The following is a 23,739-nucleotide window of genomic DNA, read 5'->3' on the forward strand; positions in this document are numbered from 1 at the left end:
CTTGCTCCCCGTGACGCAGACGAGCCTAGCCGTCGCCCGGCACGACCACAATGGCCTTCGTCAACTGCCGCCGGAGCGCGCCGGCAGCGCCGCCTTCCGGCGCAGCACGAAGCCGAGCAGCGAGACGGCAAGCAAGCCGGCCACCACCGCCTGGGCGAGCAGCGCCTCGTAAACAGGATAGAGGCCGAAATAGATCTGCAGCCAGGGCCGGTCCGGGAACCAGGCGACCGGGGTCGCGGAAACAAGGGCGGCGGTCTGCAGGCCGCGGATGCCGCTGCCGACCAGCATGACGCAGAGGACGGCAAGCAGCCCGCCCGTCAGCCGGAAGAAGGCCGCCACGGGCAGCTTCGCTTCGAGGCCGAGCATGAGATAGCCGATCGCGACGGCAAAGACGCCGCCGACGGCCAGCCCGGCGAGCACGGGCGCGGCCGGCGCGTCGATCAGCAGCGCCTCGTAGAAGAGGACCGTTTCGAAGCCTTCCCGGAAGACGACGAGGAACGAGAGCGAGAACAGGGTGAGCCAGCCGGGATAGCCGCCGGAGCCGGCCTTTCTGCCCGTGGCGGCCGCCGCCTTGCGGCGGATCTGCGCGATCCAGTCGCCGACATAGGATTTCCTGAAGATCCAGTGGGTCACATAGAGGAGCACCGCGGCGGCGGCCAGTGCCGAAAGACCTTCCAGCAGCTCGCGCTGGAGCGTGCTGAGGGCGAAGAGGCGGCCGACGGCGAACCAGAGGGCGAAGGAACCGGCGAGCGCGGCCGTCACGCCCCCGGCCACCGGCCAGCGCCACCCTCCGGGCCCGCGGGCCGGAACGCCGCTCGCCTTCAGCGCGCCGATCATGCAGGCAAGGACGAGAACCGCCTCCAGCCCCTCGCGCAGGAGAATGGCGAGCGATTGCAGGAAGGCTCCAAGGCCGGAGAGCCTGACGTCGAGGATGCGGGCCGCCTCCTGCGTGGCGGCCTTCATGCGGGTCACCGCCAGCTTCAGGGCCTCTTCCGGGCCGCGAGCGGCGACGATGCGGCCCAGGCCGGGGCTTTCCGCGCTGCCCTCCCAGAAATCCGCCTCCATCTTCAGCGCCAGCGCCGGCGCGCGCGGCATCAGGCGCTGCTCGACATCGGGATCGAACAGCGCATAGGCTTCGAGCCGCTTGAGTTCAGCCTCCTGCCAGTCACCAGCCCCGCCGGCCAGCAGGATCTCGTCGAGAATGTCGGGCAGCAGGGAGAGCGCCGCGCCGTCGCCGCCCTTCGACAGGTCCGCCCCGTAGGTTTCGGCGAGGAGCGTTCCCGCTTCTTCCGCAAGTCTGTCGACCTGCGCCCCGTCGCCCTTCCGTGCGATCAGCGCCTGCATGTCCTTGAGAATGGCCGCCAGCCTGTCGAAGGACTGCGGCGCGCGGGCGGCCAGATCGTATCCGAGGTCGCCGAACAGCATCTGCGCGCGGTCGCGAAACAGCCCGGCCTCGAAATATTCGAAGGGAATGGCGATCTCCCCGTCCCTCACGCCCTTGCCGTATTCGACCGGCACGAGCGCCACGAACCGGGCGAGCAGGCGGACGCGGCGGTCCCGTTCCTCGGGAGAAAGGCTCGCCGGCGCATAGGTGGCAAGCAGCGTCTCGATGCGGACGAGCAGCGCATCGAGCCCTGCCCCCTGCGGGCGATCCGGACCGTCCAGCCGTGCGAAGGCCTCCGCGATCCGGTTCGCCTCCTGCGTGCCGAGACGCGCCGCAAGGCTCTCCGACAGCAGCGCGTGCAGGCCGCCCGCCCGGGCGAGCGCGCCGGCGAGCTGGACGCCGTAACCGGCGGCGAGGTGGCCGCGCGCCTCGGCGACGGCCTTGCGCAGTTCGCCGGCGTAGACGCCGAGCAGTTCCGTCTCGATCACGCTCCGCGCATCGCCCGGCGCCATCCGCCCGGCAAGCGCCTCGCGCATGGCGATGCTGGCGGCCGTGTCGCGCGACGTGCGGGCATATTCGCGAATGTTGAGCCAGCCGGCCGCTTCCTGCGTCTTGCCCTCGTCGAGGCGGGCAAGGGCCGCACGGAAGGCGCCGTCGACCAGCCCGGTCCAGATCCGGGCGCGGGCCGACGCCGCGGCCGCGGGGTCCCAACGCCCGGCCGCCTCCGCGAACGCGTCGACCGCCTCGTCAAGGGGCCGCATCCGGGATGGCGCCGCCTCTTCATAGGCAGGCCGCAGCCGCGTGGACCAGAGCCGGCGGACCTCCTCCAGCCGCGCCGCGACATCCTCCCGCAGCGCCGCGTCCGGCGCCCGGAACAGGCGCCGCTGGATCTGCGCGCTTTCCCCGCGCAGGGCTTCGGCATCCTGCCATGGCACGTCCGCGCCCGCCGCCGCGCCCAAGGGGGCGAAGAGAACGGCCAGCGTAAAAAGGAGGGTGCGAACGGCATGAGCGATCATGGATTTGCTTCTTTCCCGGCGGGCAGGGTGAATTGCCCCGATGCAAGCTCGAAGGGGGGAATGATCAGGTCCGTCTTCAACGTGTTGTAGGCGAATTCCTGCGTGGCGACGCGATACCAGAGCCGGGCTTGAAGGGTGAACGGCCCCGTGGCGCCGGACGGAAGCGGCGCCACGTAGGCGACGACATCCTCGCCTCTTGGCGGAACGCCCTTGCGGACATGGGTGATGGCGGCCGTGATGAAGGTGCGGTGGTCGGGGATGCGCTTGCCGTCGGAATCGACGAAGTCCTCGCGCCAGATCACGGCATCGGGGCCGACTTCGCCGCGCTCGGCGTCGAACGCGCCGGAATGGTAGATCTCCGTGCCTGACGCATCCAGGACGGCAACTTCGAGCCACATGTATTTCTGGTCGATCACGCCGGTCGGCAGGTTGTGGCCGGCGCCGAGATTCTGCACCGCAACGGCAAAGCGCAGCCTGCCGCCGGCAACGGCCGTATCGCGCAGCGCGAGCCCGGCAGCCGAGCGCAGCAGCGCGCGGGTCGCCTCGCCCTGCCTTGCGATCAGCTCGGTGTTTTTCGCCTCGGTGAGGCCCGGCGGAATGCCGCCGCGCAGGAAGGTGAGATTTGAGCCGAGGCCGGTGTCGAACATCAGGTAGTTCGAGCCGGTGAAATTGTGCGCATAGCGCTCGGGCTTGGCGAGGTTGCCGGCCCGAACCTGGCGGACATAGGCGGCGGGGTCGGGCGCCATGTGACAATCCTGGCAGTTGACGCCGTTGCGCGCATACCAGCTCGCCTGCCATTCGGCGAAGGTCGTCTGCACATGCTGCGGGCTCTCGGCCTTCGACATGGAGGCATCGTAGGTCTCGGTATGGCAGCCGCCGCAGAAATCGGAACTCGCGATCAGCGCGTTCGTGCCCGCCGCGCCGAAGGCACGGGCGTGGTCGCGCGGCGCGGCGAGGATCATCGGATCGGAGAGCCGGTCGACGCCGGTATTGACCGCCAGCGTCAGCGCGCCGTTGCCCTCAACGGGGTCGGCATGGGTGGCGGTGTGGCACATCACGCAGGTGATGCCCTCCCTGCCCGCCTTCGACGGCATGACGGACTTGAACCGGTTCGTCCGGCCCGCCAGCACCTCGCCGGGCGCATGGCATCCCTCGCAAAAGCGGGTCTTCTCGACGCCGTCCCTGTGCAGCGCCTCGTTGACCCGCACCGCGCGCTCGTAGACCGTGTCGCGGTCGGCAATGGCATGGAGCGACGGCGCCCACTCCTCGAATTCCCGCCGATGGCAGGTCGCGCAGCGGGACGCCGACTGGATCGAGGCGGGGTCGGCGAACCTGCCGTTCTCCGTCTGGAGGCGCGAGGGCCAGAAGGGCCGTTCGCGGCCGGCCGCGTCGGGGCCGAAGGGCAGGCGGTAGAACGGCACGTCGGCAAGTGCCACGCCGGGCTCGGGTGCCGCCGGCGCCAGGACGCCCGCCCCCAGGATGAACACCAGGGCGAGGAACGCGCCGAGCACGACCGGCGGGAGATGGGTCCTGAACTGGTACTTCATGACGGTCGCCGCCCGTGCCGGACTGCCCGCGGTTCCCAGTGCCGCATGGCCAGATGCGCGAGAAGGCCCACGGCGGCCGCGAGCGAGCCCCACAGGTGCAGGAAGGTCAGGACATGGGTCGCCTCGAAGCTCCAGAACCAGACCCCGCCGGCAAGAAAGAAGGCGGTCGGCAACGCCATCATCAATCCCGTCCCGATGACGAGGACGAATTTCGCGAGGAGAAGCCAGCCGAGCACGCTGAAGACGGGCCGCTCGCTCCTCGGCAGGCCGCGCAGGACATGGCCGCCGATCCAGGACAGGAACAGCGCCGCGAACGGCAGCCCGACGGCAAGATGCGCGAGGAGGACGGCCTCCCCCGCATTCCAGTTGCGCCCGGCGAGGAATTCGAGATGCAGGCCCGTGCCGACGAGGACGGCGAAGAGGAGCGACAGCGCCAGGGCACGCCGCACACCCGCGCGCTTCGGGCCGTATTCCAGCACGAAGCGCCGGCAGGCGGGTTCGGGGAGGGTTTCGAGGCTTTTCATCGGTCCGTTCCTCCGGCCGGCAGGGTCCCGCCGGCCGCTCGTCCCGCGGCCTTCGCTCAGCCGCGGATCTGCACCTCGGCCTTGGCTGCGGCCTGCAGCACCATGGCGACGATCCGGTCGGCGATGTCCTGCGCCTCGTTGCCCAGCGCATCGGCCTCCTCGGCGCCGAACCTCGTGCCGGCCGCCTCGCGGGCACGGGTGTCCTCCACGAGGGCCAGCAGTTCCTCGAAGCCGGCCTTGATGCGGCTGTCGAGGTCCGCATCGCTTTCGGCCACGACCGGGGAAAGCGCTTCGGCATACATCTTGCGGCAACCGCTCATGATGCCCTGCACGTCCGTCAGGCGGCTCTGCGCGACGAAGGCGCCGATCTCGCCGGAGATGAACTGCGATTCCTTCCACTCGCCGAAATAGTCGCCGACCGTCGGGGTCATCACGACCACGGAGGTGAAGGCGTCTTCGCGGTTCGGCTTCCACGCCGCCATGTCGGCCTCCAGGGCCTTGGACCAAAGGGCGAGCGCCTGCGCGGCGCCGAGGCCGAGATTGGCATCGAAGAGCATCTCGCCGCGCGTTACCTTCCCGTCACCGTTGAGGTCCGCCTGCAGCTTGACGCCCTTTTCGTCCATGCCCCAGAACAGCGGCTCGGTGATGCCGTGGAACAGGTTGCCCGGCCGTTTCAGCACGTTGCCGTCCGGCAGCGGCAGGTCGTATTCCGCGACATCCTCGGCGTCCGTGCCCGGATTGCCGGCATCCAGGATGAGGTCGTATTTGGCGGTCGCGGGAAGGCCGGCGACGATCCCCTCGATCGTCTCGTAATGGTTGGACGCCTCCAGCCAGAGGGCTCGGATGGCGGCGACCTGGCTGGCGAGCTTTGGGCCATCGGCAGCCCAGGCCGCCGCATAGTCCCCGCCATGCGCGGCGATCACGCCGTGGTAGTCGGCAAGGCCGGCCTCCAGCAGCTCCGCCTGTGCGACCAGCCGGCGGCTGTGATCGAGCGTGAATTCCTTGACATTGGCAAGGCCGCGACTTTCCGCACCATCCGCCGCGATGCCGGCCACGGGCATCACAAGCAGAGAGCCCAGCGCCACAGCCACGACCAATCCCTTTGTATTCATAGCGAAATCCCCCAGACAACTTCCAGATGCGGCTTCACCCCGGCGGGATGGACACCCTGCCGCGGACGAGCCGATGTCGCGAATGGTTATCGATCGCGGGAGGGCCGCTCTTTGCGCCAGCGCAAATGTGGATAAATTCAGGAAGGTTTTTATCGGGACGGTGTGTCCGCCGGCCGCAGCGCCCGCTGCGCGCTCAGCAGGGGAAAGGGAGCGGGCCTCGGCAAGGCCGGCACATGGACCGACAGGAACAGCAGCCAGGCGGCGGACCAGCCGATCCCCGCCACCGCCAGCCATATCGGCGCCTGCCCGGACAGTTCCGCGAACGCGCGCGCGACGGCCGCGCCGAACACCAGCCCGAGGGCCGCCAGATGCCGGCGGCGGGGCAGAAGCTCCGCCCCGGCCATACGCCGCATCGTCACGCGCGCGGCAACCGCGAGGATCATCGGCCCCATGGTCGCCATGGTCAGCGCATGCACCTCGACCAGGTGCGGCACCATACCGGACCGCGCCGCGGCGATGGCGAGCAATCCGGGAACGAGGCCGGCGTAGCCGATGCACAGCATCCGGTTCGCCTGTCCGAGCCGGAGGCCGTCGAAGCTGCGGGCGAGAACCCAGAGCATCGCGGCAAGCAGCGCGAGCGTTCCCATGAAGCCCTCATTCAGCAGGCCCGCCCCCAGCAGGATCGCCCCCAGCCAAAGGGGTGGTCTGCTCGGCGCGCCAAGGGCGCGCCGGCGGCGTGCTTCGGCGAGGAAGGAGGGCACGAGCCGCCCCCCGACCACGAAGACGAGGGCCGCCATGGCCTCGGGGAGAAGGCCGGCGAGATCCGGTCGGTCGAGAAGCATCGCCTCGGCGGCGACGAGCATCAGCGGCACCATCGCCAGCGGCGCCTTGTCCCATCGACGTCCCCGCAATACGGGCCACAGGATCATCAGGGCGACCGGCAGCGACAGCAGCAGAACCGGCCAGAAATCCTCCGGAAAGCCAAGGCAGGCCAGCCGTGCGCCGAGGGCGAGCACCCCGGAGAAAAGGGCCGGCATCGGAAACCGGCGACCCGTCCAGGCCTTCTGCGCCGTCATGATGTAGCCGCAGATGGCCATGCCGCCGAAGCCGAACAGTCCAAGCCTTGCATGCGCCAGCCGCGCATCCTCCAGCGGCAGCAGCCAGACCCAGGGCAACGCGACGGCCATGAGCGCGGCAAGCGCGAAGAACACGCCCGCGGGATGGACGATCAGCAGCGAACGGTTCCTGCCGGCTTCCTCCACGCGCAACACCTCCCGGAACGTCCGCAGGGCGGCTCAGCCTGATGAGGAGGGCGCGGGCCGGAACGCCTTCACGCGGGCGGGATCGGTATCCATCCAGTCCGCCCCGATCAGGTCGAGGCAATAGGGCACCGCGGCGAAGACGGCATTCAGGCTGAAACGGATCGAGGACGGCTTTCCGGGCAGGTTGACGATCAGCGTCCTGCCACGGGTCCCGGCCATCTGCCGCGAGAGGATCGCGGTCGGCGTCTGCTCCAGGCTTGCACGCCTCAACTGCTCGCCAAAGCCCGGCAGTTCCCTCGTCACGACCGCGCGCATGGCCTCCGGCGTCTCGTCGCGCGGGGCAGGTCCCGTTCCGCCGGTGGTGAGGATCAGGTCGGCATGCTCCTTGTCGCACAGCGCCACAAGCACCTCGCGCACCGGCTCGATGCCGTCGGGCACGATCCGCCTGACGATCTCGAACGGCGTCACGACGGTCTCCCGCAACCATGCCTCGATGGCCAGGCCGCTCAGGTCCTCGTACTGCCCGCGGCTGGCGCGATCCGATATGGTGACGACGGCTATGCGCATGTTCGGTCTCCGGTCGCGCGCCTTGCGTGGGTCACGCCGGCGTCAGGAAGAGGGAGGAAAACCCGCTTGCCGGGTAGACCGCGCGGACCGGCTCGGCGCCGGGGAGAAGCGAAAAAGGCGGGAGGCCATCGAGCAGTTCGTCGAGGACGATGCTCAACTGCATCCTCGCCAGTTGCGCTCCCGGGCAGACATGGATGCCCGCGCCGTAAAGCAGGTTCTGCGACTGGTCGCGCCCGGGATGGAACTCTTCGGCATCCGCGAAAACCGCACCGTCGCGGTTCGCCGACGCCCACAGCACCGTTATGCGGTCCCCTGCCCCGAGCGCGTGGCCGCCGACCGTCACCGCGCGTGTCGCGACGCGGCGGTTGGAGATCAACGGTCCGTGAAGCCGCAGGATCTCGTCGATCGCCGGCGCAAGCCCGGCCCGATCGACGCGCAGCCGCTGCTGGACGTCGGGACGCCCGGCGAGGAAATGCAGGATGATCCCGACGCAGGCGGCGATGGTTCCGAGCTCGCCCACCGTCCAGTTGCGCAGGATGCTGACGATTTCGGCATGGTCCAGCCGCCTGCCGCCGACGGTCTGGCGGAGCAGGCAGGTGGTGAGGTCGTCGGCGGCGTCAGCGCCCGCCCGCTCGCGCATGTCAAGCTGCGCGCGGATATGGCCGTCGAATTCGAGGGCGACGGCCGCCATGGCCTCCGGATCGCGGGCGAGTGTCGCCGCGCGGTTCCGGTAGACCCATTGCAGGAGGGGCGCATGCAGGCTTTCGGGCCAGCCGAGAAAGCCGCACTGGATGCGCACGGCGCAGGGCTCCGCGAACTCCCTGATGACATCGCATGAGGGGTTCCTGCCGAGATGGTCCACCAGCCCGCGCGCGATCCGGCGGAACACCGGCTCGAACGCCGCGATGCGTTCCGGCGCGAAATAGGGCTCGATCATCCCGCGATAGAGCGTGTGCTCCGGCGGGTCCATCCCGTTCGGAACCGAGGGGTGGCGGGAAACGACGTTGCTGAAGGTCTCGTGGTCGCCGAGAATGCGCAGCACATCCTCGTGCCGGAAGACGGACCATCCGAGATAGTCGCTATAGGCGACGGGGCACGTCTGGCGCATCCGGTCATAGGCGGCGATCTGGTCCGCCAGAACCTCGGGGCTGCGCGGATCCCAGTCGACCGGGCAGGCCTTCTTGCGCTGGATGTGCTGTTCCATTCGTCTTCAACCCTCCTGCCGTCTGTGCGAGTAACACAGCAGAAATGCGCGGCATTCTTTGTTCCCACACAAAGAAATTAACGTCAGGCCGCTCGCCGGCCGGAAAGAGAAGGATCGGGCGGCCCCGGCGCCCTATACGAAGACCATCACGCCCACGGCGCCTAGCGCGATGAGGACGAGCCCCGCGATGAGCATCGGCATCAGGCTGTTTCCATTTATATCCCGCCCGCTGACGTGCTCGCCGGAAAATACCAGGGGCCTGCGTGTTTCGTTCGTGTCCATGCGTCTCTCCATCAATGTGGTAACTCATATGCCACTTTAACGGCGAATGCGACGTGACAAAATACCGCCGCGGCCACGGCAGGCCGGGAAGACTTACGGAACTTGATCTTCGATCTTGAGTTTTCCCGTGCGAGGGGCGAGGATCGACGCCCAACAACGCCTGGAGGCCATCATGACCACCGTCGCAGTTCTCGTCGGCAGTCTTCGCAAGGAGTCGTTCAGCCGCAAGGTCGCCCATGCCCTTGCGGCGCTGACACCGAACCTGAAGTTCGATTTCCTCGACATCGGTTCGGTTTCCTACTTCAACCAGGACCTGGAGGCGACGCCGCCGGCCGACTGGACGGCGCTGCGCGAGCGTGTCGCGGCGGCCGACGCGGTGCTCTTCGTGACCGCCGAGTACAACCGCTCGGTCCCGGGCGTTCTCAAGAACGCCATCGACGTCGCCTCGCGCCCCTATGGCCAGGGCGCGCTGATGGGCAAGCCCGCGGCGATCATTTCGACGTCGATCGGCGCGATCGGCGGTTTCGGCGCCAATCACCACCTGCGCCAGTCGCTGTGCTTTCTGAACATGCCCGTGCTGGAGCAGCCCGAAGCCTATATCGGCGGCAGCGGCAGCCTGTTCGACGATGCCGGAAAGCTGACCAATGACGGAACGCGCGAGTTCCTCACCGGATTCGGCAAGGCGTTCGAGCAGCACATCGCGCGCAATGCGAAGCGATAGGCACGCGCGGCCTCACATGATCACGCCTTGCGCCCTTCGCCTCGAACGAGGCTGAGGGCGCTGCCCTTGTGGGCGGCGATGTGGTCGGTCTTGTCGCTCTTGATCTCGTATTGCGGTTCGTCGGGGGAGGCGCGGTGGGTGTGGCCCTTGTAGTCGAAATCGCTGGTGTGGACGGCGATGATGGTGCCCGACACGCGGCCGGCCTCCGAATTCCAGGCGACATGATCGCCGACGGCGAAACGCCTGCTCATTGCGGCCTCCCTTCGTCATGCCCGGTCTTCGCCCCGGTGATGAGGCGGGCGCTGCGCTGGCCGGTCGAATAGATCCACAGCCAGCTCAGGGCGACGGCGAGGCGGTTGCGCAGGCCGATCAGGAAATAGACATGGGCGATGCCCCAGGTCCACCAGGCCAGCCGGCCCTTCAGCCTGATCCAGCCGAGATCGACGATGGCGGCGCGCTTGCCGATGGTGGCGAGATTGCCGTCGTTGCGGTAGGCGAACGGCGCGGGCGCCGGCTTTCCCTCGCGGCGGGCGCGGATCACGCCGGCAACGTAGCGGCCTTCCTGCTTGGCCGCCGGCGCGATGCCCGGCACCGTCCGGCCCTCGCCCATCGCGACATGGGCCGTGTCGCCGATCGCGAAGATGTCCGGAAAGCCCGGAACGGAAAGGTCGGGCGCAACGATGACCCGTCCGGCACGGTCGGCCGGCACGTCCAGCCACTCGGCCGCCGGCGAGGCGGCGACGCCCGCCGCCCAGAGGATCGTCGCGGCGGGGAGCATCTCGCCGCCGAGCTCGATGCCCGCGGCGCTGCACCGGGATACCGCATGGCCGGTGCGCACCTCGACGCCCAGCCGGGCGAGCGCCCGCTCGGCATAGGCCGAAAGGTCCTCGGTGAAAGCCGCGAGGATGCGCGGGCCGGCCTCGACGAGCACCACCCTCGCCTCGCGCGTGTCGATGGTGCGGAAATCGCGGCGCAGCGTCTCGTGGGCGAGCTCGGCAATGGTGCCGGCAAGTTCCACGCCGGTCGGCCCGGCACCGATGATGGCGAAGGTCAGCAGGCGGCGGCGCTCGCCGGCATCCGCCTGCCATTCCGCCCGCTCGAAGGCGCAGAGGATGCGACGGCGGATCGTCGTCGCATCCTCCAGCGTCTTCAGCCCCGGGGCGTGGGGCTCCCATTCGTCATGGCCGAAATAGGCGTGGCGCGCGCCGGTGGCCAGGATCAGCGTGTCGTAGGCGACCTGTCGCCCGTCCTCGACCAGCACGGCCTTTCCGACCGGGTCGACGCCGCTCACCGCGCCGAGCAGCGTCGTCGCATTGCGGTGGCGGCTAAGGAGGGAGCGGATCGGCCAGGCGATCTCCGACAGGGCGAGCGAGGCGGTCGCCGCCTGGTAGAGCAGAGGCTGGAACAGATGGTGGTTGCGCCGGTCGAGCACCGTGATGCGGAAGGGGCCTGCCGCAAGGTTGCGGGCCGCCTCCAGCCCGCCGAAGCCGCCGCCGACGATGACGACGTGATGTTCGTCCTTCTGCGTCATGCCGGCCTCCTGCCGTTCGGCTCACTCCGGCGAAAGGGCCACGGCCGCTTCCGTCGTCAGCGTGCGGAAGGTGAAGCTTTCCTGCACGTAGAGATCGACGGTGGTTGCGGAATGGGAGAGATAGCCGATGGAGAAATCCTGGCCGACGGTCAGCTCGAAATCGCCGCCGCGCAGCGACAGCACGAGCCCGCCCTCGATGGCCGGCGCCCAGATGATGCCGCCGTCGACGATCCGCTCGATATGGTGGAAGACGGGATAGCCGTCGTCGCTGCCGCCGCTTGCAGCCATATAGGCATCGCCCCCGAGAACGAGCGCATAGGGGCCTTCCACGCCGGCAAGGCGAAGCGCGCCGACCGCCCGCGCCACCGCATCCGGATAGCGCTTCACGCCTTGCGGCAGCGGCACGGCCGGGTTGCTCGCGGCGGCGCGGATGCCCTCGATACCGGCGGCCGCGTAGCCGTCGAACACGGCGCGGTCCTCGGCAAAGGCGATCTTGCGCATTGCCTCCTTGACGGGGGACCAGTCGCTGTCGAGCGCGCCGCGCTCCACGTCGTCGATGGCGCTGCGCGAGAGCTGGAAGGGCACGCGGAGCTCGACCAGCGCCTTGACCTCGCGCCTTGCCGCCTGCACGCCCTCGTCCGGCGGCGCGACGGGCACGACATGGCCCGTGCCGACCGCCGAAAGGCCGAGGCCGGACGGGCCGGCCATGTCGACGACGCGGCGGGCGGCGAGGTGCCGCTTGAGCGTGCGCGTCGCCTCTTGCCCGATCTCGGCCCAGGCGGCCTCGGAAACGGGCGCGAGTTCGCGGTGCAGGTTATTCATGGGAAACCCCTTTCCTGAGGGAGCCGATGCCGAGCGATCCGTCGCCGCGCGGTGCGGATTGTTGCGAGGGTTCCTGCGCGGGCGCTTCGGACGCCGGGGCGGCATCCGGCGCCACGGTGTCGAGGAACGAGGCGGAGGGGACGAAGAACAGCGTGCCCGTCACGGCGCGGCTGAAATCGAGCAGCCGGTCGTAATTGCCCGGCGGCAGGCCGATGAACATGTTCTCCAGCATGCGCTCGATGCGGTGCGGCGAACGCGCATAGCCGATGAAATAGGTGCCGAACTCGCCCTTGCCGACATCACCGAAGGGCATGTTGTCGCGCAGGATCTCCAGCGGCACGCCGTTCTCCTCTATGGAGGTGAGGACGTTATGGGCGTAGCTCGGCTTGGCGGCGTCGTCGAGCTCGATGTCGGAGAGCTTCTCGCGGCCGATGATCCTCTCCTGCTCTGCGACCGGGATGCGGTTCCAGGCCGCAAGGTCGTGCAGGTATTTCTGCACGATGACATAGCTGCCGCCGGCAAAGCCGGGGTCTTCCGCGCCGATGATCGTGGCCGCCGCCGCGGCCGCGTCGACGGGGTTCTCCGTGCCGTCGACGAAGCCGATCAGGTCGCGGTCGTCGAAATAGCTGAAGCCGTGCACCTCGTCGACGACCTCGACCGCACCGTCCAGCCGCTTCATGATCTGCGTCGCCAGCTCGAAACACAGGTCCATGCGCGTGGCGCGGATGTGGAACAGGAGGTCCCCGGGCGTGGCGACCGCGTGATGGCTGCCACGGATCTCGCGGAACGGGTGCAGGTCGATCGGGCGCGGGGCGCCGAAGAGCCGGTCCCAGGCATCCGAGCCGATGCCCGTCACGCAGGAAAGGCCGCCTTCGAGGTCGCGGAAGCCGACCGCGCGCAGGAGGCCCGAAAGATCGGCGCAGAGCTTGCGCACCGCCGTCTCGGCTTCATGGCCGGGTTCGAGTGTCACGACGAGAAAAATTGCTGCCTTCGTCAGCCGCGCGGCGACCGGCTGCGGGAGGACGGAGGGAAGGACTGCATCCATGCGGGATCCATTCGGCAGGGCTTGAAGGCGGCAAGCCGGCTGGTACCGGCTCAATCCATGTCGCGGAAGGCGTGTCCGTTCTCCGCGACCGCCTTCACCACGTCGGACGGTAGCGCGTCTTTTTCCATCGTGCCATCGAAAATCCAGTCCTTCGCATCGGCAAGATCGGGAAGGCCCGCGCCGGCGCGCACATAAAGGCCGATCGCCGGCTTTGCGGGATTGAGGTAGAGGTCGTAGCTTTGCATGGCGACGCCATGCGCTGGAGGAAAAGCGGGGCGGCCGGAGGCAAGCCGCCCCGGAACGGGTCAGAGGTCGACCGGACGGCCGGACTGTTCCTCTTCGAGCGTCACGGCGACATCGGCATTGGCCGACAGGCGCACCTTCTCGCCCTCGACGCCGGCCACGAAGCCCATCTCGATATAGTGGTGGTGGCCTTCGTGGTGGCCGAAGCTGTCGCTCTTCTTCAGCTTGATGCGATTGTCTTCCACGCGATCGACCGTGCCCACATGCACGCCGTCCGCGCCGATGACTTCCATGTCTTCCCTGACCTTGTCGCTCATGCCATTTCTCCCTTTCGATGTTCGGACCATGTCGAATTCGTCTTCAGCGACGAATTCGGGGCTGGGGACGCGAACGCCCGTTCGCTCGCGCAACCTGTACATAGCGCCGGATCGTCCGTTTCAAGGGCCGCGGCAGCCGCCGGGCGGCGCATCCATGCGGCCGGCGGGCGCAAATGCCCGGCGGTATTTTATGGCGCGGCGGCGCCGGTCAGGGGCGGCGGCGCCTTCTTCCCGCATGGCGGCGCTCGCGCGTGAAGAACCGGTGCTTCACGGCCTCGGACGCAGCCAGATAGGCAAGCGTGATCGCGACCAGCCCACCGACGACCGGGAGCGGCAGGGCGACGAAGCCGAACCAGTCCGCGCCCGGCAGGAAGGGGATCATGATGGCGAACACCCCGACGGCCAGCGTCAGCCATGAAAGCAGGGCACTCGGCCGGCTTCGCCAGAAGGCCTTGCGGGTTCGCACCACGAGCACGATCGCCAGCTCCGTGATCAGGGATTCGACGAACCACCCGGTCTGGAAGACCTGCGCCGTCGCCCCGGCGACCAGAAGGAGGAAGGCGAAGGTGACGAAATCGAAGAGAGAGCTGACCAGCCCGAAGGTCACCATGAAGCGGCGCACGAAGCCGATGTCCCATCGCCGGGGCGTGCGCACCTGATCGGGATCGACATTGTCGGTGGCGATCGCCAGCGAGGGCACGTCCGACAGGAAGTTGTTGAGCAGGATCTGCGGCGCCAGCAGCGGCAGGAAGGGCAAGGCGAGCGAGGCGAAGGCCATCGAGACCATGTTGCCGAAATTCGCGCTTGTCGTGATCGAGATGTATTTCATCGTGTTGGCGAAGGTCCTGCGGCCGTCATCGACCCCGCGCAGCAGCACGCCGAGGTCGCGTTCGAGCAGGATAAGGTCCGCGGCCTCGCGCGCCACGTCCACCGCGCCGTCGACGGAAATGCCGACATCGGCCTCGTGGAGGGCGGGCGCATCGTTGATGCCGTCGCCGAGATAGCCGACGACGTGGCCGTGCCCGCGCAGCGCCGCGATGATGCGCTCCTTCTGGTTCGGATCGATCTCGGCAAAGATGTCGTTCTGCGTGACGCGGGGAACGAGCGCCTCCTTCGTGAGCGTGCTCACCTCCCCTCCGGTCAGGATACGGCCGTGCGGCAGGCCGATGATCTCGGCAAGATGGGCGGCGACGTAGCGGTTGTCGCCGGTGATGACCTTGACCTTGATCCCGCGGTCGGCCAGCGCCTTCAGCGTTTGCGCCATGCCCGGCTTGGGCGGGTCGAGAAAGAGCAGGAAGCCGGCGAAGGAAAGGCCCGCCTCGTCCTCGCGGCCATAGGCCTGCCTTGCGGGAAACCGGCGGATGGCGATGCCGAGGACGCGGTAGCCCTGCCCGCTCCAGGCGCGCACCTTGTCGTCGATCGCCCTCGCCCGGGCCGCGTCCATCGGCACGGGCGTGCCTTGGGCGAGGACGGAGGAGCAGGCCTCGACGACGTTCTGGACCGCACCCTTGCATATCAGCAAGTCTTCGGCCCGGCCCGCCACGCGGACGGTCACCGAAAGCCTCTTGCGGATGAAATCGTAGGGGATCTCGTCGATCTTGGCATAGCCGGCAAGGTCGTCCTGCTCGCTTTTTCCCGCCGCGATGGCGGCGTCCAGCGGGTTCGCCATGCCCGTCTGCAACACGGCATTGAGGAGCGCCCAGAGCCGGACCTCGGGAGCGTCCTGCCCCGCGGCGTCCTTGCAGGCGTCGAGATGGATGACGCCTTCGGTCAGGGTGCCGGTCTTGTCGGTGCACAGGAGATCCATGCTGCCGAGATTTTCGATGGCATCGAGGCGGCGCACGATGACGCCGTTCGCCGCCATGGCGCGGGCACCGCGCGCAAGGGTCACGCTGATGATCGCGGGCAGCAGTTCCGGCGTCAGCCCGACCGCAAGCGCCAGCGAGAACAGCAGCGAATCCACCGCCGGGCGATGCAGCAGGAGATTGGCGAAGAAGACGACGATCACGATGACCAGCATGATCTCGGTCATCAGATAGCCGAAGCGGCGGATGCCCCGCGCGAAATCCGTCTCCGGCGCGACATGCGCAATCGATGCGGCGATGGAGGCGAATTCGGTGTGCCCGCCGGTCTTCACCACGACCATGGAGGCCGTGCCGCTGCGCACGGACGTGCCGGTGAAAACCGCGTTCGCACGCTGACCGATCTGCGCATCCGGCGGGGAAAGACCGGCGGCCTTGACCACCGGAAAGGTCTCGCCGGTCAGCGCGGCCTCGCTGACGTTGAAATCGCGGGCCTCAAGGAGGATGCCGTCGGCCGGGATGAGGTTTCCCGCCGAAAGCCTGACGATGTCGCCCGGCACGATATCCGAAACGGCAAGCGACGTCTCCCGGCCGTCGCGCAGCGCCACGACCTTGGGCGAGATGCGGGCGGTCAGGGCCTGCATCGCGCGCGAGGCACCATATTCCTGCGTGAAGGAGAGGACGCAGCTCGCCAGCACGATGACGCCGATGATGACCGCCTCGCTGCCCTCGCCGACGAAGCCCGACACGATGGCCGCGAAGATCAGGATCAGGACGAGCGGGCTGCGGAACTGGCGAAGGAACGCCGCCAGGGCCGATGTGCCGCGACCGGGGCTGATCGTGTTGGGACCCGCTTCCCGCAGGCGGGCTTTCGCCGCCTCGGACGAAAGGCCGGTCCGGCGGGTCTCCAGTCCCGCCAGGAGTGCCTGCGCCGGGACCGCCCAATAGGCCTGCCCGACGCCGGCGGATTGTTGCAAGGACTGTTCCGGCTGCATGCGCTGTTCTCCTGGCCGAGCTTTGCTACTGCTACTCCTTTTCGGGCCGGTGAAACATGCCTTGCCGCAAGACGGGCAGGAAACGGTCGGGCAGGATTTCGTCGCGGCTTCAAGGCCGTGCTCACCCGGCGCGGGGCTCGGCTATGCCGGCTTGTGGCAAACCGCCTCGACGTTGATCCCGTCCGGATCGAGCACGAAGGCTGCGTAGTAATTCGGATGGTAATGCGGCCTGATCCCCGGCGCGCCGTTGTCGCGCCCCCCGTGCGCCATCGCGGCGGCATGGAAGGCGTCGACGGCAGCCCTGTCGTCGGCCGCAAAAGCGATGTGGATGCCCTCCCCCGGCGCGTCGTTCCCGGCGGGACGGTGGGCGTCGCTCGACACCCAGAAGGACGGCTTGCCAGGGCGGCCATAGCCGACGCCGTGGTAACCCCCGCTTTCTTCCGGCGTGACCTCCATCACCATCGCGATGCCGAGCGGGGCGAGCGCAGCATCGTAGAAGCGGCGCGCGACGGCGAGGTCGCGCACTGTGACACCCATGTGATCGATCATGAACCTGCCCTTTCCCGGCGCATCGTCCAACTGGCTTGCGTCCAGCCATCTATCGGCATTTGTCCGCCGGAGGCAAGCGGGCGGAGACGGCCGATCGTGCCGGCATCGCGCCGCCAATCGCCAACCGGACGGCCAGCCCGCTCAACGATTGAAAGGCAGTCTCAACGTGGCCGAAGCACCGCCCCGAGGCGGCGCATCGGCGGGTTCGGGGTGCCTTAGTAAACACTCTCATATGCGGCGCAGATTTCCGCCTGGGTCTTGCCCGAGAGATAGGCGATCTCGCCCTTCTTGTGCTTGACATAGACGTCGGCGAAGCCTTCCGGGAACCAGCCGCAGACCGTGGCATTGCCCTCGAAGCGCTGGAGGGCGGCTTCCAGCGTCTGCGGCAGGCGGACATAGCCGCGCTCGGACAGCGCCTTGACGCTCAGGAGCGAGAGGTCCTCCTGCGTCGCCTCCGGCACCGTCAGTCCCTCCTCGATACCCTGCACGCCGGCATGGACGATCGCGGCGAGCGCCAGATGCGGGTTCGCCGCGCCATCGGCGGCGCGGAACTCGAAATTGAACTGCGCAGCCCGGGCGATGTCGCTGATGTCGGAGACGGGGCAAATGCGCACCGATGCCTCGCGGTCGCGGAAACCGAGATTGTTGAAGGCGGCGCTCCAGCGGTGCGGGGTCAGGCGCAGGTAGGAGACGACGCTCGGCGCGGTGATCGCGATGATCGTATCGAGGTATTTCAGGATGCCGGCGACGAACTTTCCGGCGACATCGGAAAGCTCGTGCTTGCCGGCGGGATCGTGGGTGACCGGATTGCCCGAGGCATCCAGCATGCTCATGTGGACATGCACGCCGTTGCCGACGCCGGCCGGATCGCGGATCGGCGTGAAGGTCGGATCGTAATCGAGCTCGCGCGCGACGAGGCCGACGATCTCACGCGTGATGACGGAATGGTCGGCGATGGTGACGCCCTTCTGCGGGCCCATCGTCACCTCGAACTGGCCGGCGCCGAACTCCTTGAGGATTGTGTCCGGCGTGACGCCGGCGGTGCGCATTCCGGCGATGATCGCCTCGCAGAAATGACGCTCCTTCTGGAAGCCGCCCAGCGTGAACGCGCCGTCGGTCTGCGAGACCAGATGCTTGATCTGGAACTCGTGCTCGAAGGCGCCGTAGAGCGTGACGCCGGCGACCCTTTGCAGGCGTTCGAGGGCCGCTTCGAGAATGGAGCGCGTGCAGAATTCCCACGGCCGGCCGTCGGTGTAGCGGATATTTCCGAGCACGAAGTTCTCGTTCGGCGCCCCCTCCTCGCTCTCGATGCTGACGCTGGTCGAGGGATCGGGAATGAGCACGAGGTCGCCGAGCGAGCCGAAGGGGCTTTCGGCGATCGCGTCGAAGCAGGTGATCTGCACATTGGTCGGCGTCCAGCCCACGCCGCGCTTCAGGCGCTTTTCCATCTGCGCCAGCGGAAAGGCCTTGCCGCGCACCTTGCCCGAAAGGTCGCCGCAGCAGGCGACCATCATCTCTTCACGTTTCATCGTCGTCCCCGTTGATGGTGTCCTGATCGTAGCCCGGCATGGAAAACCGGACGCCGTCCCAATCCCTGATGCGTTTCTGCGTCGCCTCCCAATCGGTCTCGGAGACGCGCACGATGAGCGCCTCAACGAGAACGATCGCGGCGGCCACCGTGTCCCATGCCGTGCCGGCGTCGATGGGCAGCGCGACGATGTGGTCGGCGCTGCGGGCGGCCGGCGACATCCACTTGTCCGTGACGACGACGATCGTCGCGCCCCGCGCTTCGGCGATCGTTTCGGCAAGGCGCGCAAGGCTGAGCTGGTAGCGCCGGAAATCGAACAGCACCACGACGTCCTTCCTGCGCATGCGCAGCACATGCTCGGGCCAGAATTCCGGGTTGTCCGCCATGTGGTAGATGCCGCTGCGGATCTGCCGCAGATGGATCGAGAGGAAGGACGCGACGTTGTCGCTGACGCGGCCGCCGAGCAGGAAGATGTTGCGGGACGGGTCGGCTACCAGATCGGCAAGGATGTCGAACTGGGCCTGGGAGACGGTCGCCGCCATTTCCTGGATGACGGACGAAATCCGCGTCACGTATTCCGACAGGAACTCCGAATGGCCGACCGGCTTCTGGCTCGTCTTGAGGTCGAGCGGCGAGCGCTGCCCCTCCTTCAGTTCGGCGATCAACTGGCGCTGCAGGTCCTGGAAGCCGGAGCAGCCGATCTTGCTGACGAAGCGCGTGACCGAGGGGGCGCTGACGCCGGTTTTCGCCGCAAGCTCCTGGATGCTTTCGAGCCCGGTGAAGGGATAGTCGGCAAGGATCGCATTGGCGATCTTGCGCTCACTGGCGGTCAGTTGCGCCGCGGCGTCCCGTATCCTCGTGCGAACCGTGGTCGATGATTTCCCATCGCTCATTGCCGTTTGTTCCCTTTGTTGGGGCGGGATATTTGCTCCATGAAAAAAATTAGTCAAACGGAAAAATCAGATTGACTATGATTGAAAAATTTCTTTGACTGATCCTCATCGAAGCCCCGCGCACCGGCCGTTGCCGTGGCGCTCGACGGATGCCATTCCATGCTCAGCCCCGCAGATCGCGACATGTCCAGATTGCTGAACGCTGGCGACCCCGCCCCTGTGGAGTGGATCAATGCCGAAGGCGCGTCGACCATCTTCCTGACCTGCGAACATGCCGGCCGCGCCATTCCCGCCGCGCTCGGCGATCTCGGCATCGCGCCCGAGGAGATGGACCGGCACATCGCCTACGACGTCGGCGCCGAGGGCGTCGCCCGCGGCCTTGCCGAACGGCTCGACGCCCCGCTCGTTCTCCAGCGCTACAGCCGCCTCGTCATCGACTGCAACCGGCCGTTCGAGGCGGAAGACTGCGTCCTCAGGCAGAGCGACGGCACGCTCGTGCCGGCCAATGCGGACGTGTCCGACGAGGAGCGCCGTGGCCGCTACGTGGAAATCCATCAGCCGCTGCATGAAGCCATCAGCGTCGGGCTCGCGCGCCGGCAGGCCGCCGGCAGGCCGCTCTTCCTCGTCTCCGTGCACAGTTTCACGCCGGTCATGCGGACCACGGGCGCCGTGCGGGATTTCGAGCTCGGCCTTCTCTACAATCGCGATGCGCGTTTCGCCGAGCGGCTGGCGGAGACCTTCCGGGCGACGAACGGCGACGTCACGGTGAAGCTCAACGCACCGTACCACGTCGACGACCTATCGGACTATACGATCCCCGTGCATGGCGAACGGCGCGGCATTCCGCATGTGCTGATCGAAGTGCGCAACGACCTTATCAACGACGTGCGCGGGCAGGCGGAATGGGCAGAGCGCCTCGCCGGCCCCCTCCGCCTTGCCGCCCAGAGCCTTGAAGGAACCACCGATGGCCGCTGACCATCCCTCCACCCGCAACCTGCCGCTCGATCCGGCCGCCTCGGCCATCCTCTTCATCGACGTGCAGAATTTTTCCGTGCGCCGTGAAGGCGGGGAATTCAAGGACGTCCCCGACGCCGATATCGAGGGCAAGTACGGCTATTATTTCAAGCGCATCCACGAGGTCGCGATCCCCAACATGCAGCGCCTGCTGGCGGGCTTCCGCAAGGCGGGCATCGAAGTGCTGCACACCACGATCGAAAGCCTGACGAAGGACGGGCGCGACCGCAGCCTCGACTACAAGATCACCGGCTTCAACGTGCCGAAGGGGTCGTGGGACGGCAAGGTCATCGACGAGCTGGAGCCGCTGGAGGACGAGATCGTTTTCCCGAAAAGCTCGTCGAGCGTCTTCGTCTCCACCCATATCGACTATATCCTGCGCAATCTCGGCGTGAGGCAGATCGTGCTGTGCGGGCTTCTCACCGACCAGTGCGTGGAATCGGCCGTGCGGGACGCCTGCGACCTCAACTACCTCGTGACGCTGGTGCCGGACGCGTGCGGCACCTATTCGCAGGAACGGCACAACACCTCGCTCAATGCGATCAAGGGCTACTGCCGGCAGATTTCGACAGACGAACTCCTGAAGGAAATCGGGCAGTAAGACCGCCCGAGACAGCATAGCGACGGGATCAACAAGGAGCTTTCCAGGCGGGCCGCACAGAAAACAAAAGACCGGGCCGCATCAACTCACTGCCGCAAGGCAATATCAAGGGGAACGACCATGATGAAAACTTCCAAACTGCTTCTGGCGGCGGGCCTCGTGCTCGCCTCTTCCGCTGCCTTTGCCGACGACGACAAGATCGTCATCGGCGGCGCACTCTCGATGACGGGCATCCAGGCCCCGCTCGACACGCCCGGCTTCAACGGCGCGCAGGTCGCCGTGAAATACCTCAACGACAATGGCGGCGTGCTCGGCAAGAAGGTCGAGTTCATCAACATCGACGGCAAGTCCGATCCGGTCACGGTCGGCAACGTGGCGGTCGAGCTGATCGACAAGGGCGCCCAGGTCATCGTCGCACCCTGCGACTTCGACTTCGGTTCGCCGGCAAGCCGCGAAGCGCAGTCGGCCGACATCGTCGGCATCTCGACCTGCGCCTCCGACCCGCTCTATTCGTCGTGGTCGCTCGGCGACAAGCAGTTCACGCTCTCCATGTGGAACACCACGATGGGCGCGACGGCGGCCGATTTCGCGGCCAAGGAAAAGGGCTGGAAGACGGCCTATGTCGTCACCGACCAGTTCATCGCCTATACCAAGTCGCTCTCCAAGTATTTCGTCGAGCAGTTCAAGGCGGACGGCGGCGAGATCCTGCTGGAAGACACCTATACGAACGGCGACAACAACTTCTCGGCCCAGCTCGCGCGTCTCCAGGCGCTCGGCAAGAAGCCGGACGTGATCTTCGTCTCCTCCTACGGCACCGATATCGGCGTGATCATCCGCGCGCTGCGGGAAGTCGGCTACGATGCGCCGGTCCTCGGGGGCGATGCCTATGACGACCCGGCCATGCACGAGGCGCTCGGCGAGAAGTTCGGCAACAATGTCTACTTCGTCACCCATACCTGGATGGGCGCGGGAGCCGATCCGGAAATGGAGAAGTTCATCGGCCTCTACAAGGAGATGTTCGGCAAGGACCCGGACACGTCCTTCGTCTCGACCGGCTGGGATACGATCATGATGATCGCCCAGGCGATCACGGCGGCCGGCACCACCGAGGGCGGCGCGCTCGCCAAGGCGCTCGAGGACGGCCAGTTCAAGCTTTTGACCGGCGAACTCGACTACGGCACGGCCGAGGAAGGCCACGTCCCGAACAAGGCCGCGGCGGTGATCGAGCTCAAGGGCGGAAAGCCGACCTTCGTCGGCTGGCGCAAGCCGGAATCCCTGCCGAAGCCCTGATGTCCCCCGTTCGGGCCGGCCGCAAGGCCGGCCCATGACCTTCGGAAAAGCCATGTCTGAAACACGTCTTGCGGTAAACGACGTGTCGGTGGAATTCACCGGCCTCCGCGCTCTCGACCATGTGTCGCTCTCCGTCGCCACCGGCGAGGTCGTCGGCCTCATCGGGCCGAACGGCTCCGGCAAGACGACGCTCATCAACGCCATCACCGGCCAGGTGAAGCTGGCGACCGGCACGATCACCGCCGGTCCGGTGACGCTTTCGGGCCTGTCGCCGCGCGACATCGCGCTTGCCGGCGTCAGCCGCTCGTTCCAGATCGTGCGCCTTTTCAACACCATGACGGTGCTGGAGAACGTCGAGGCGGCGGCGCTCGCCAAGGGCGTGTCCCGCGCCGCCAGCGCGGAGCGGGCGAAAAAGCTGCTCGACGAACTCGGCCTGACCGACAAGGCGGACGAGCTCGGCGAGAGCCTCAGCTACGGCGACAAGCGCCGCGTCGAGATCGCCCGGGCGCTCGCCGCCGAGCCGCGCTTCCTGCTGCTCGACGAGCCGGCGGCCGGCATGAACGACGCCGAGACCGAGACGCTGCTGCATACACTCTCCGAACTGCCGGCCAAACGCGGCCTCGGCCTCCTCATCATCGACCACGACATGGGCCTTATCATGCGCCTCTGCCACCGCCTGCATGTGCTGGCCTCCGGCCGCACCATCGCGGAAGGCGACGCCGCGCATGTGAGAACCCATCCGGCCGTCATAGAAGCCTATCTCGGCAAGGGGGCGACCCATGCTTGACGTGCGCGATCTCTCCGTCAGCTACGGCACGATCCGCGCGGTTCGCGGGATCAGTTTTTCCGTCGGCAAGGGCGAACTCGTCAGCCTGCTTGGCGCGAACGGTGCCGGGAAATCCTCGACCATCAAGTGCATCGCCGGCGCGCTGAAGGCCTCCGGCGGCTCGATCACCCTCGAGGGCAAGGACATCACCGCCACCAGCCCCGAGCAGGTCATCCGCGCGGGCCTGGCGACGGTGCCGGAAACCCGCGACGTCTTCCCCGACCTGACGGTCGCCGAGAACCTGATGCTCGGCGCCTATATCCACCGCCGCGACCAGGCCGGCAACCGAGAGAACCTCGAACGGCTGCACACGCTCTTCCCGCGCCTTGCCGAACGCTCGGCCCAGGCGGCCGGCACGCTTTCCGGCGGCGAGCAGCAGATGCTGGTCATCGCGCGCGCCCTGATGGCCCGCCCCAGCGTGCTCCTGCTCGACGAGCCGTCGCTCGGCCTTGCGCCCGCCATCGTCGAGCGCATCTTCGAAATGATCGAGACGCTGAAGACATCCGGCCTCACCATCCTGCTCGTCGAGCAGAACGTGAACCAGGCGCTCGCCGTCGCCGACCGCGCCTATGTCATGCGGCTCGGCGCCATCGTGGCGTCGGGCACGGCCGAGGAGATCCGCTCCACCAGCGATCTCAGCTCACATTACCTGGGAGGCTGATCC

23 protein-coding genes and 1 pseudogene are annotated in these 23,739 nt (G+C 67.6%); 6 read left to right on the forward strand and 18 right to left on the reverse strand.

Annotated elements, in window-relative coordinates; all coding sequences use genetic code 11:
• Positions 1–60 precede the first annotated feature (60 nt).
• The 8 genes and pseudogenes from L0976_RS14895 to L0976_RS14930 form a co-directional block, all read right to left on the reverse strand.
• On the reverse strand, positions 61–2,400 hold the full coding sequence (locus L0976_RS14895; protein ID WP_234188093.1) for an FTR1 family protein: 2,340 nt from the start codon (positions 2,398–2,400) through the stop codon (positions 61–63).
• On the reverse strand, positions 2,397–3,947 hold the full coding sequence (locus L0976_RS14900) for a multiheme c-type cytochrome (RefSeq protein WP_234188094.1): 1,551 nt from the start codon (positions 3,945–3,947) through the stop codon (positions 2,397–2,399). Before L0976_RS14900 ends, L0976_RS14895 begins: the two co-directional genes overlap by 4 nt.
• Positions 3,944–4,471 carry a hypothetical protein gene (locus tag L0976_RS14905; RefSeq protein WP_203317883.1) on the reverse strand — a complete coding sequence of 176 codons (528 nt, stop codon included), beginning with the start codon at positions 4,469–4,471 and terminating at the stop codon, positions 3,944–3,946. The genes L0976_RS14900 and L0976_RS14905 overlap by 4 nt, the downstream gene beginning before the upstream one ends.
• 56 nt (positions 4,472–4,527) lie before the next feature.
• Entirely contained in the window at positions 4,528–5,562 is a 1,035-nt protein-coding gene (locus L0976_RS14910; RefSeq protein ID WP_203317882.1) for an imelysin family protein, read from the reverse strand.
• Between the two features lie 170 nt (positions 5,563–5,732).
• Positions 5,733–6,845, reverse strand: a complete 1,113-nt coding sequence (locus L0976_RS14915; protein WP_234188095.1) for an NnrS family protein — start codon at positions 6,843–6,845, stop codon at positions 5,733–5,735.
• Positions 6,846–6,878: 33 nt separating this feature from the next.
• Positions 6,879–7,412, reverse strand: a complete 534-nt coding sequence (gene mog, locus L0976_RS14920; protein WP_234188096.1) for a molybdopterin adenylyltransferase — start codon at positions 7,410–7,412, stop codon at positions 6,879–6,881.
• A 31-nt stretch (positions 7,413–7,443) separates the two neighbouring features.
• Positions 7,444–8,609, reverse strand: a pseudogene (locus L0976_RS14925) (cytochrome P450); the annotation flags it as partial.
• Between the two features lie 139 nt (positions 8,610–8,748).
• Entirely contained in the window at positions 8,749–8,898 is a 150-nt protein-coding gene (locus L0976_RS14930) for a hypothetical protein (RefSeq protein WP_234188098.1), read from the reverse strand.
• Positions 8,899–9,070: 172 nt separating this feature from the next.
• Here L0976_RS14930 and L0976_RS14935 point away from each other — a divergent pair, with 172 nt between their 5' ends.
• Entirely contained in the window at positions 9,071–9,619 is a 549-nt protein-coding gene (locus L0976_RS14935; RefSeq protein ID WP_234188099.1) for an NADPH-dependent FMN reductase, read from the forward strand.
• Between the two features lie 20 nt (positions 9,620–9,639).
• Here L0976_RS14935 and L0976_RS14940 read toward each other — a convergent pair whose 3' ends face one another.
• The 10 genes from L0976_RS14940 to L0976_RS14985 form a co-directional block, all read right to left on the reverse strand.
• The gene (locus L0976_RS14940; RefSeq protein ID WP_234188100.1) at positions 9,640–9,870 is read right to left on the reverse strand and encodes a DUF2945 domain-containing protein; all 231 of its coding nucleotides are present in this window, start codon (positions 9,868–9,870) and stop codon (positions 9,640–9,642) included.
• The gene (locus tag L0976_RS14945) at positions 9,867–11,150 is read right to left on the reverse strand and encodes an NAD(P)/FAD-dependent oxidoreductase (RefSeq protein WP_234188101.1); all 1,284 of its coding nucleotides are present in this window, start codon (positions 11,148–11,150) and stop codon (positions 9,867–9,869) included. Before L0976_RS14945 ends, L0976_RS14940 begins: the two co-directional genes overlap by 4 nt.
• A 21-nt stretch (positions 11,151–11,171) precedes the next feature.
• Complete coding sequence (locus tag L0976_RS14950; protein WP_234188102.1) at positions 11,172–11,972, reverse strand: family 1 encapsulin nanocompartment shell protein; 801 nt, start codon at positions 11,970–11,972, stop codon at positions 11,172–11,174.
• Positions 11,965–13,017 carry a Dyp-type peroxidase gene (locus L0976_RS14955; RefSeq protein ID WP_234188103.1) on the reverse strand — a complete coding sequence of 351 codons (1,053 nt, stop codon included), beginning with the start codon at positions 13,015–13,017 and terminating at the stop codon, positions 11,965–11,967. The genes L0976_RS14950 and L0976_RS14955 overlap by 8 nt, the downstream gene beginning before the upstream one ends.
• 50 nt (positions 13,018–13,067) lie before the next feature.
• On the reverse strand, positions 13,068–13,262 hold the full coding sequence (locus L0976_RS14960; RefSeq protein WP_203317872.1) for a hypothetical protein: 195 nt from the start codon (positions 13,260–13,262) through the stop codon (positions 13,068–13,070).
• Between the two features lie 60 nt (positions 13,263–13,322).
• Positions 13,323–13,577, reverse strand: a complete 255-nt coding sequence (locus L0976_RS14965) for a DUF2171 domain-containing protein (protein ID WP_234188104.1) — start codon at positions 13,575–13,577, stop codon at positions 13,323–13,325.
• Between the two features lie 208 nt (positions 13,578–13,785).
• Positions 13,786–16,374 (reverse strand): magnesium-translocating P-type ATPase, encoded by a 2,589-nt coding sequence (mgtA, locus tag L0976_RS14970; RefSeq protein ID WP_234188105.1) that lies wholly within the window; start codon positions 16,372–16,374, stop codon positions 13,786–13,788.
• Between the two features lie 141 nt (positions 16,375–16,515).
• Complete coding sequence (locus L0976_RS14975) at positions 16,516–16,923, reverse strand: VOC family protein (RefSeq protein WP_234188106.1); 408 nt, start codon at positions 16,921–16,923, stop codon at positions 16,516–16,518.
• A gap of 215 nt (positions 16,924–17,138) precedes the next feature.
• The gene (locus tag L0976_RS14980) at positions 17,139–18,452 is read right to left on the reverse strand and encodes a glutamine synthetase family protein (RefSeq protein WP_234188107.1); all 1,314 of its coding nucleotides are present in this window, start codon (positions 18,450–18,452) and stop codon (positions 17,139–17,141) included.
• Positions 18,442–19,344, reverse strand: coding sequence for a MurR/RpiR family transcriptional regulator (locus tag L0976_RS14985; protein ID WP_234188108.1), 903 nt, complete (start codon positions 19,342–19,344; stop codon positions 18,442–18,444). The genes L0976_RS14980 and L0976_RS14985 overlap by 11 nt, the downstream gene beginning before the upstream one ends.
• Before the next feature lie 159 nt (positions 19,345–19,503).
• On the opposite strand from L0976_RS14985, the gene L0976_RS14990 reads away from it, so the two are divergent.
• The 5 genes from L0976_RS14990 to L0976_RS15010 all read left to right on the forward strand — a co-directional run bounded on the left by L0976_RS14990 (position 19,504) and on the right by L0976_RS15010 (position 23,736).
• Entirely contained in the window at positions 19,504–20,319 is an 816-nt protein-coding gene (locus L0976_RS14990; protein WP_234188109.1) for an N-formylglutamate amidohydrolase, read from the forward strand.
• Positions 20,309–20,959, forward strand: a complete 651-nt coding sequence (locus tag L0976_RS14995) for an isochorismatase family cysteine hydrolase (RefSeq protein WP_234188110.1) — start codon at positions 20,309–20,311, stop codon at positions 20,957–20,959. The genes L0976_RS14990 and L0976_RS14995 overlap by 11 nt, the downstream gene beginning before the upstream one ends.
• Positions 20,960–21,079: 120 nt before the next feature.
• Complete coding sequence (locus L0976_RS15000) at positions 21,080–22,249, forward strand: ABC transporter substrate-binding protein (protein WP_234188111.1); 1,170 nt, start codon at positions 21,080–21,082, stop codon at positions 22,247–22,249.
• Positions 22,250–22,301: 52 nt separating this feature from the next.
• Complete coding sequence (locus tag L0976_RS15005) at positions 22,302–23,036, forward strand: ABC transporter ATP-binding protein (protein WP_234188112.1); 735 nt, start codon at positions 22,302–22,304, stop codon at positions 23,034–23,036.
• Positions 23,029–23,736, forward strand: a complete 708-nt coding sequence (locus L0976_RS15010) for an ABC transporter ATP-binding protein (protein WP_234188113.1) — start codon at positions 23,029–23,031, stop codon at positions 23,734–23,736. Before L0976_RS15005 ends, L0976_RS15010 begins: the two co-directional genes overlap by 8 nt.
• Positions 23,737–23,739: the final 3 nt, after the last annotated feature.

The sequence above is a fragment of the Shinella sp. NM-101 genome, from assembly GCF_021401195.1.
Lineage (GTDB): Bacteria > Pseudomonadota > Alphaproteobacteria > Rhizobiales > Rhizobiaceae > Shinella.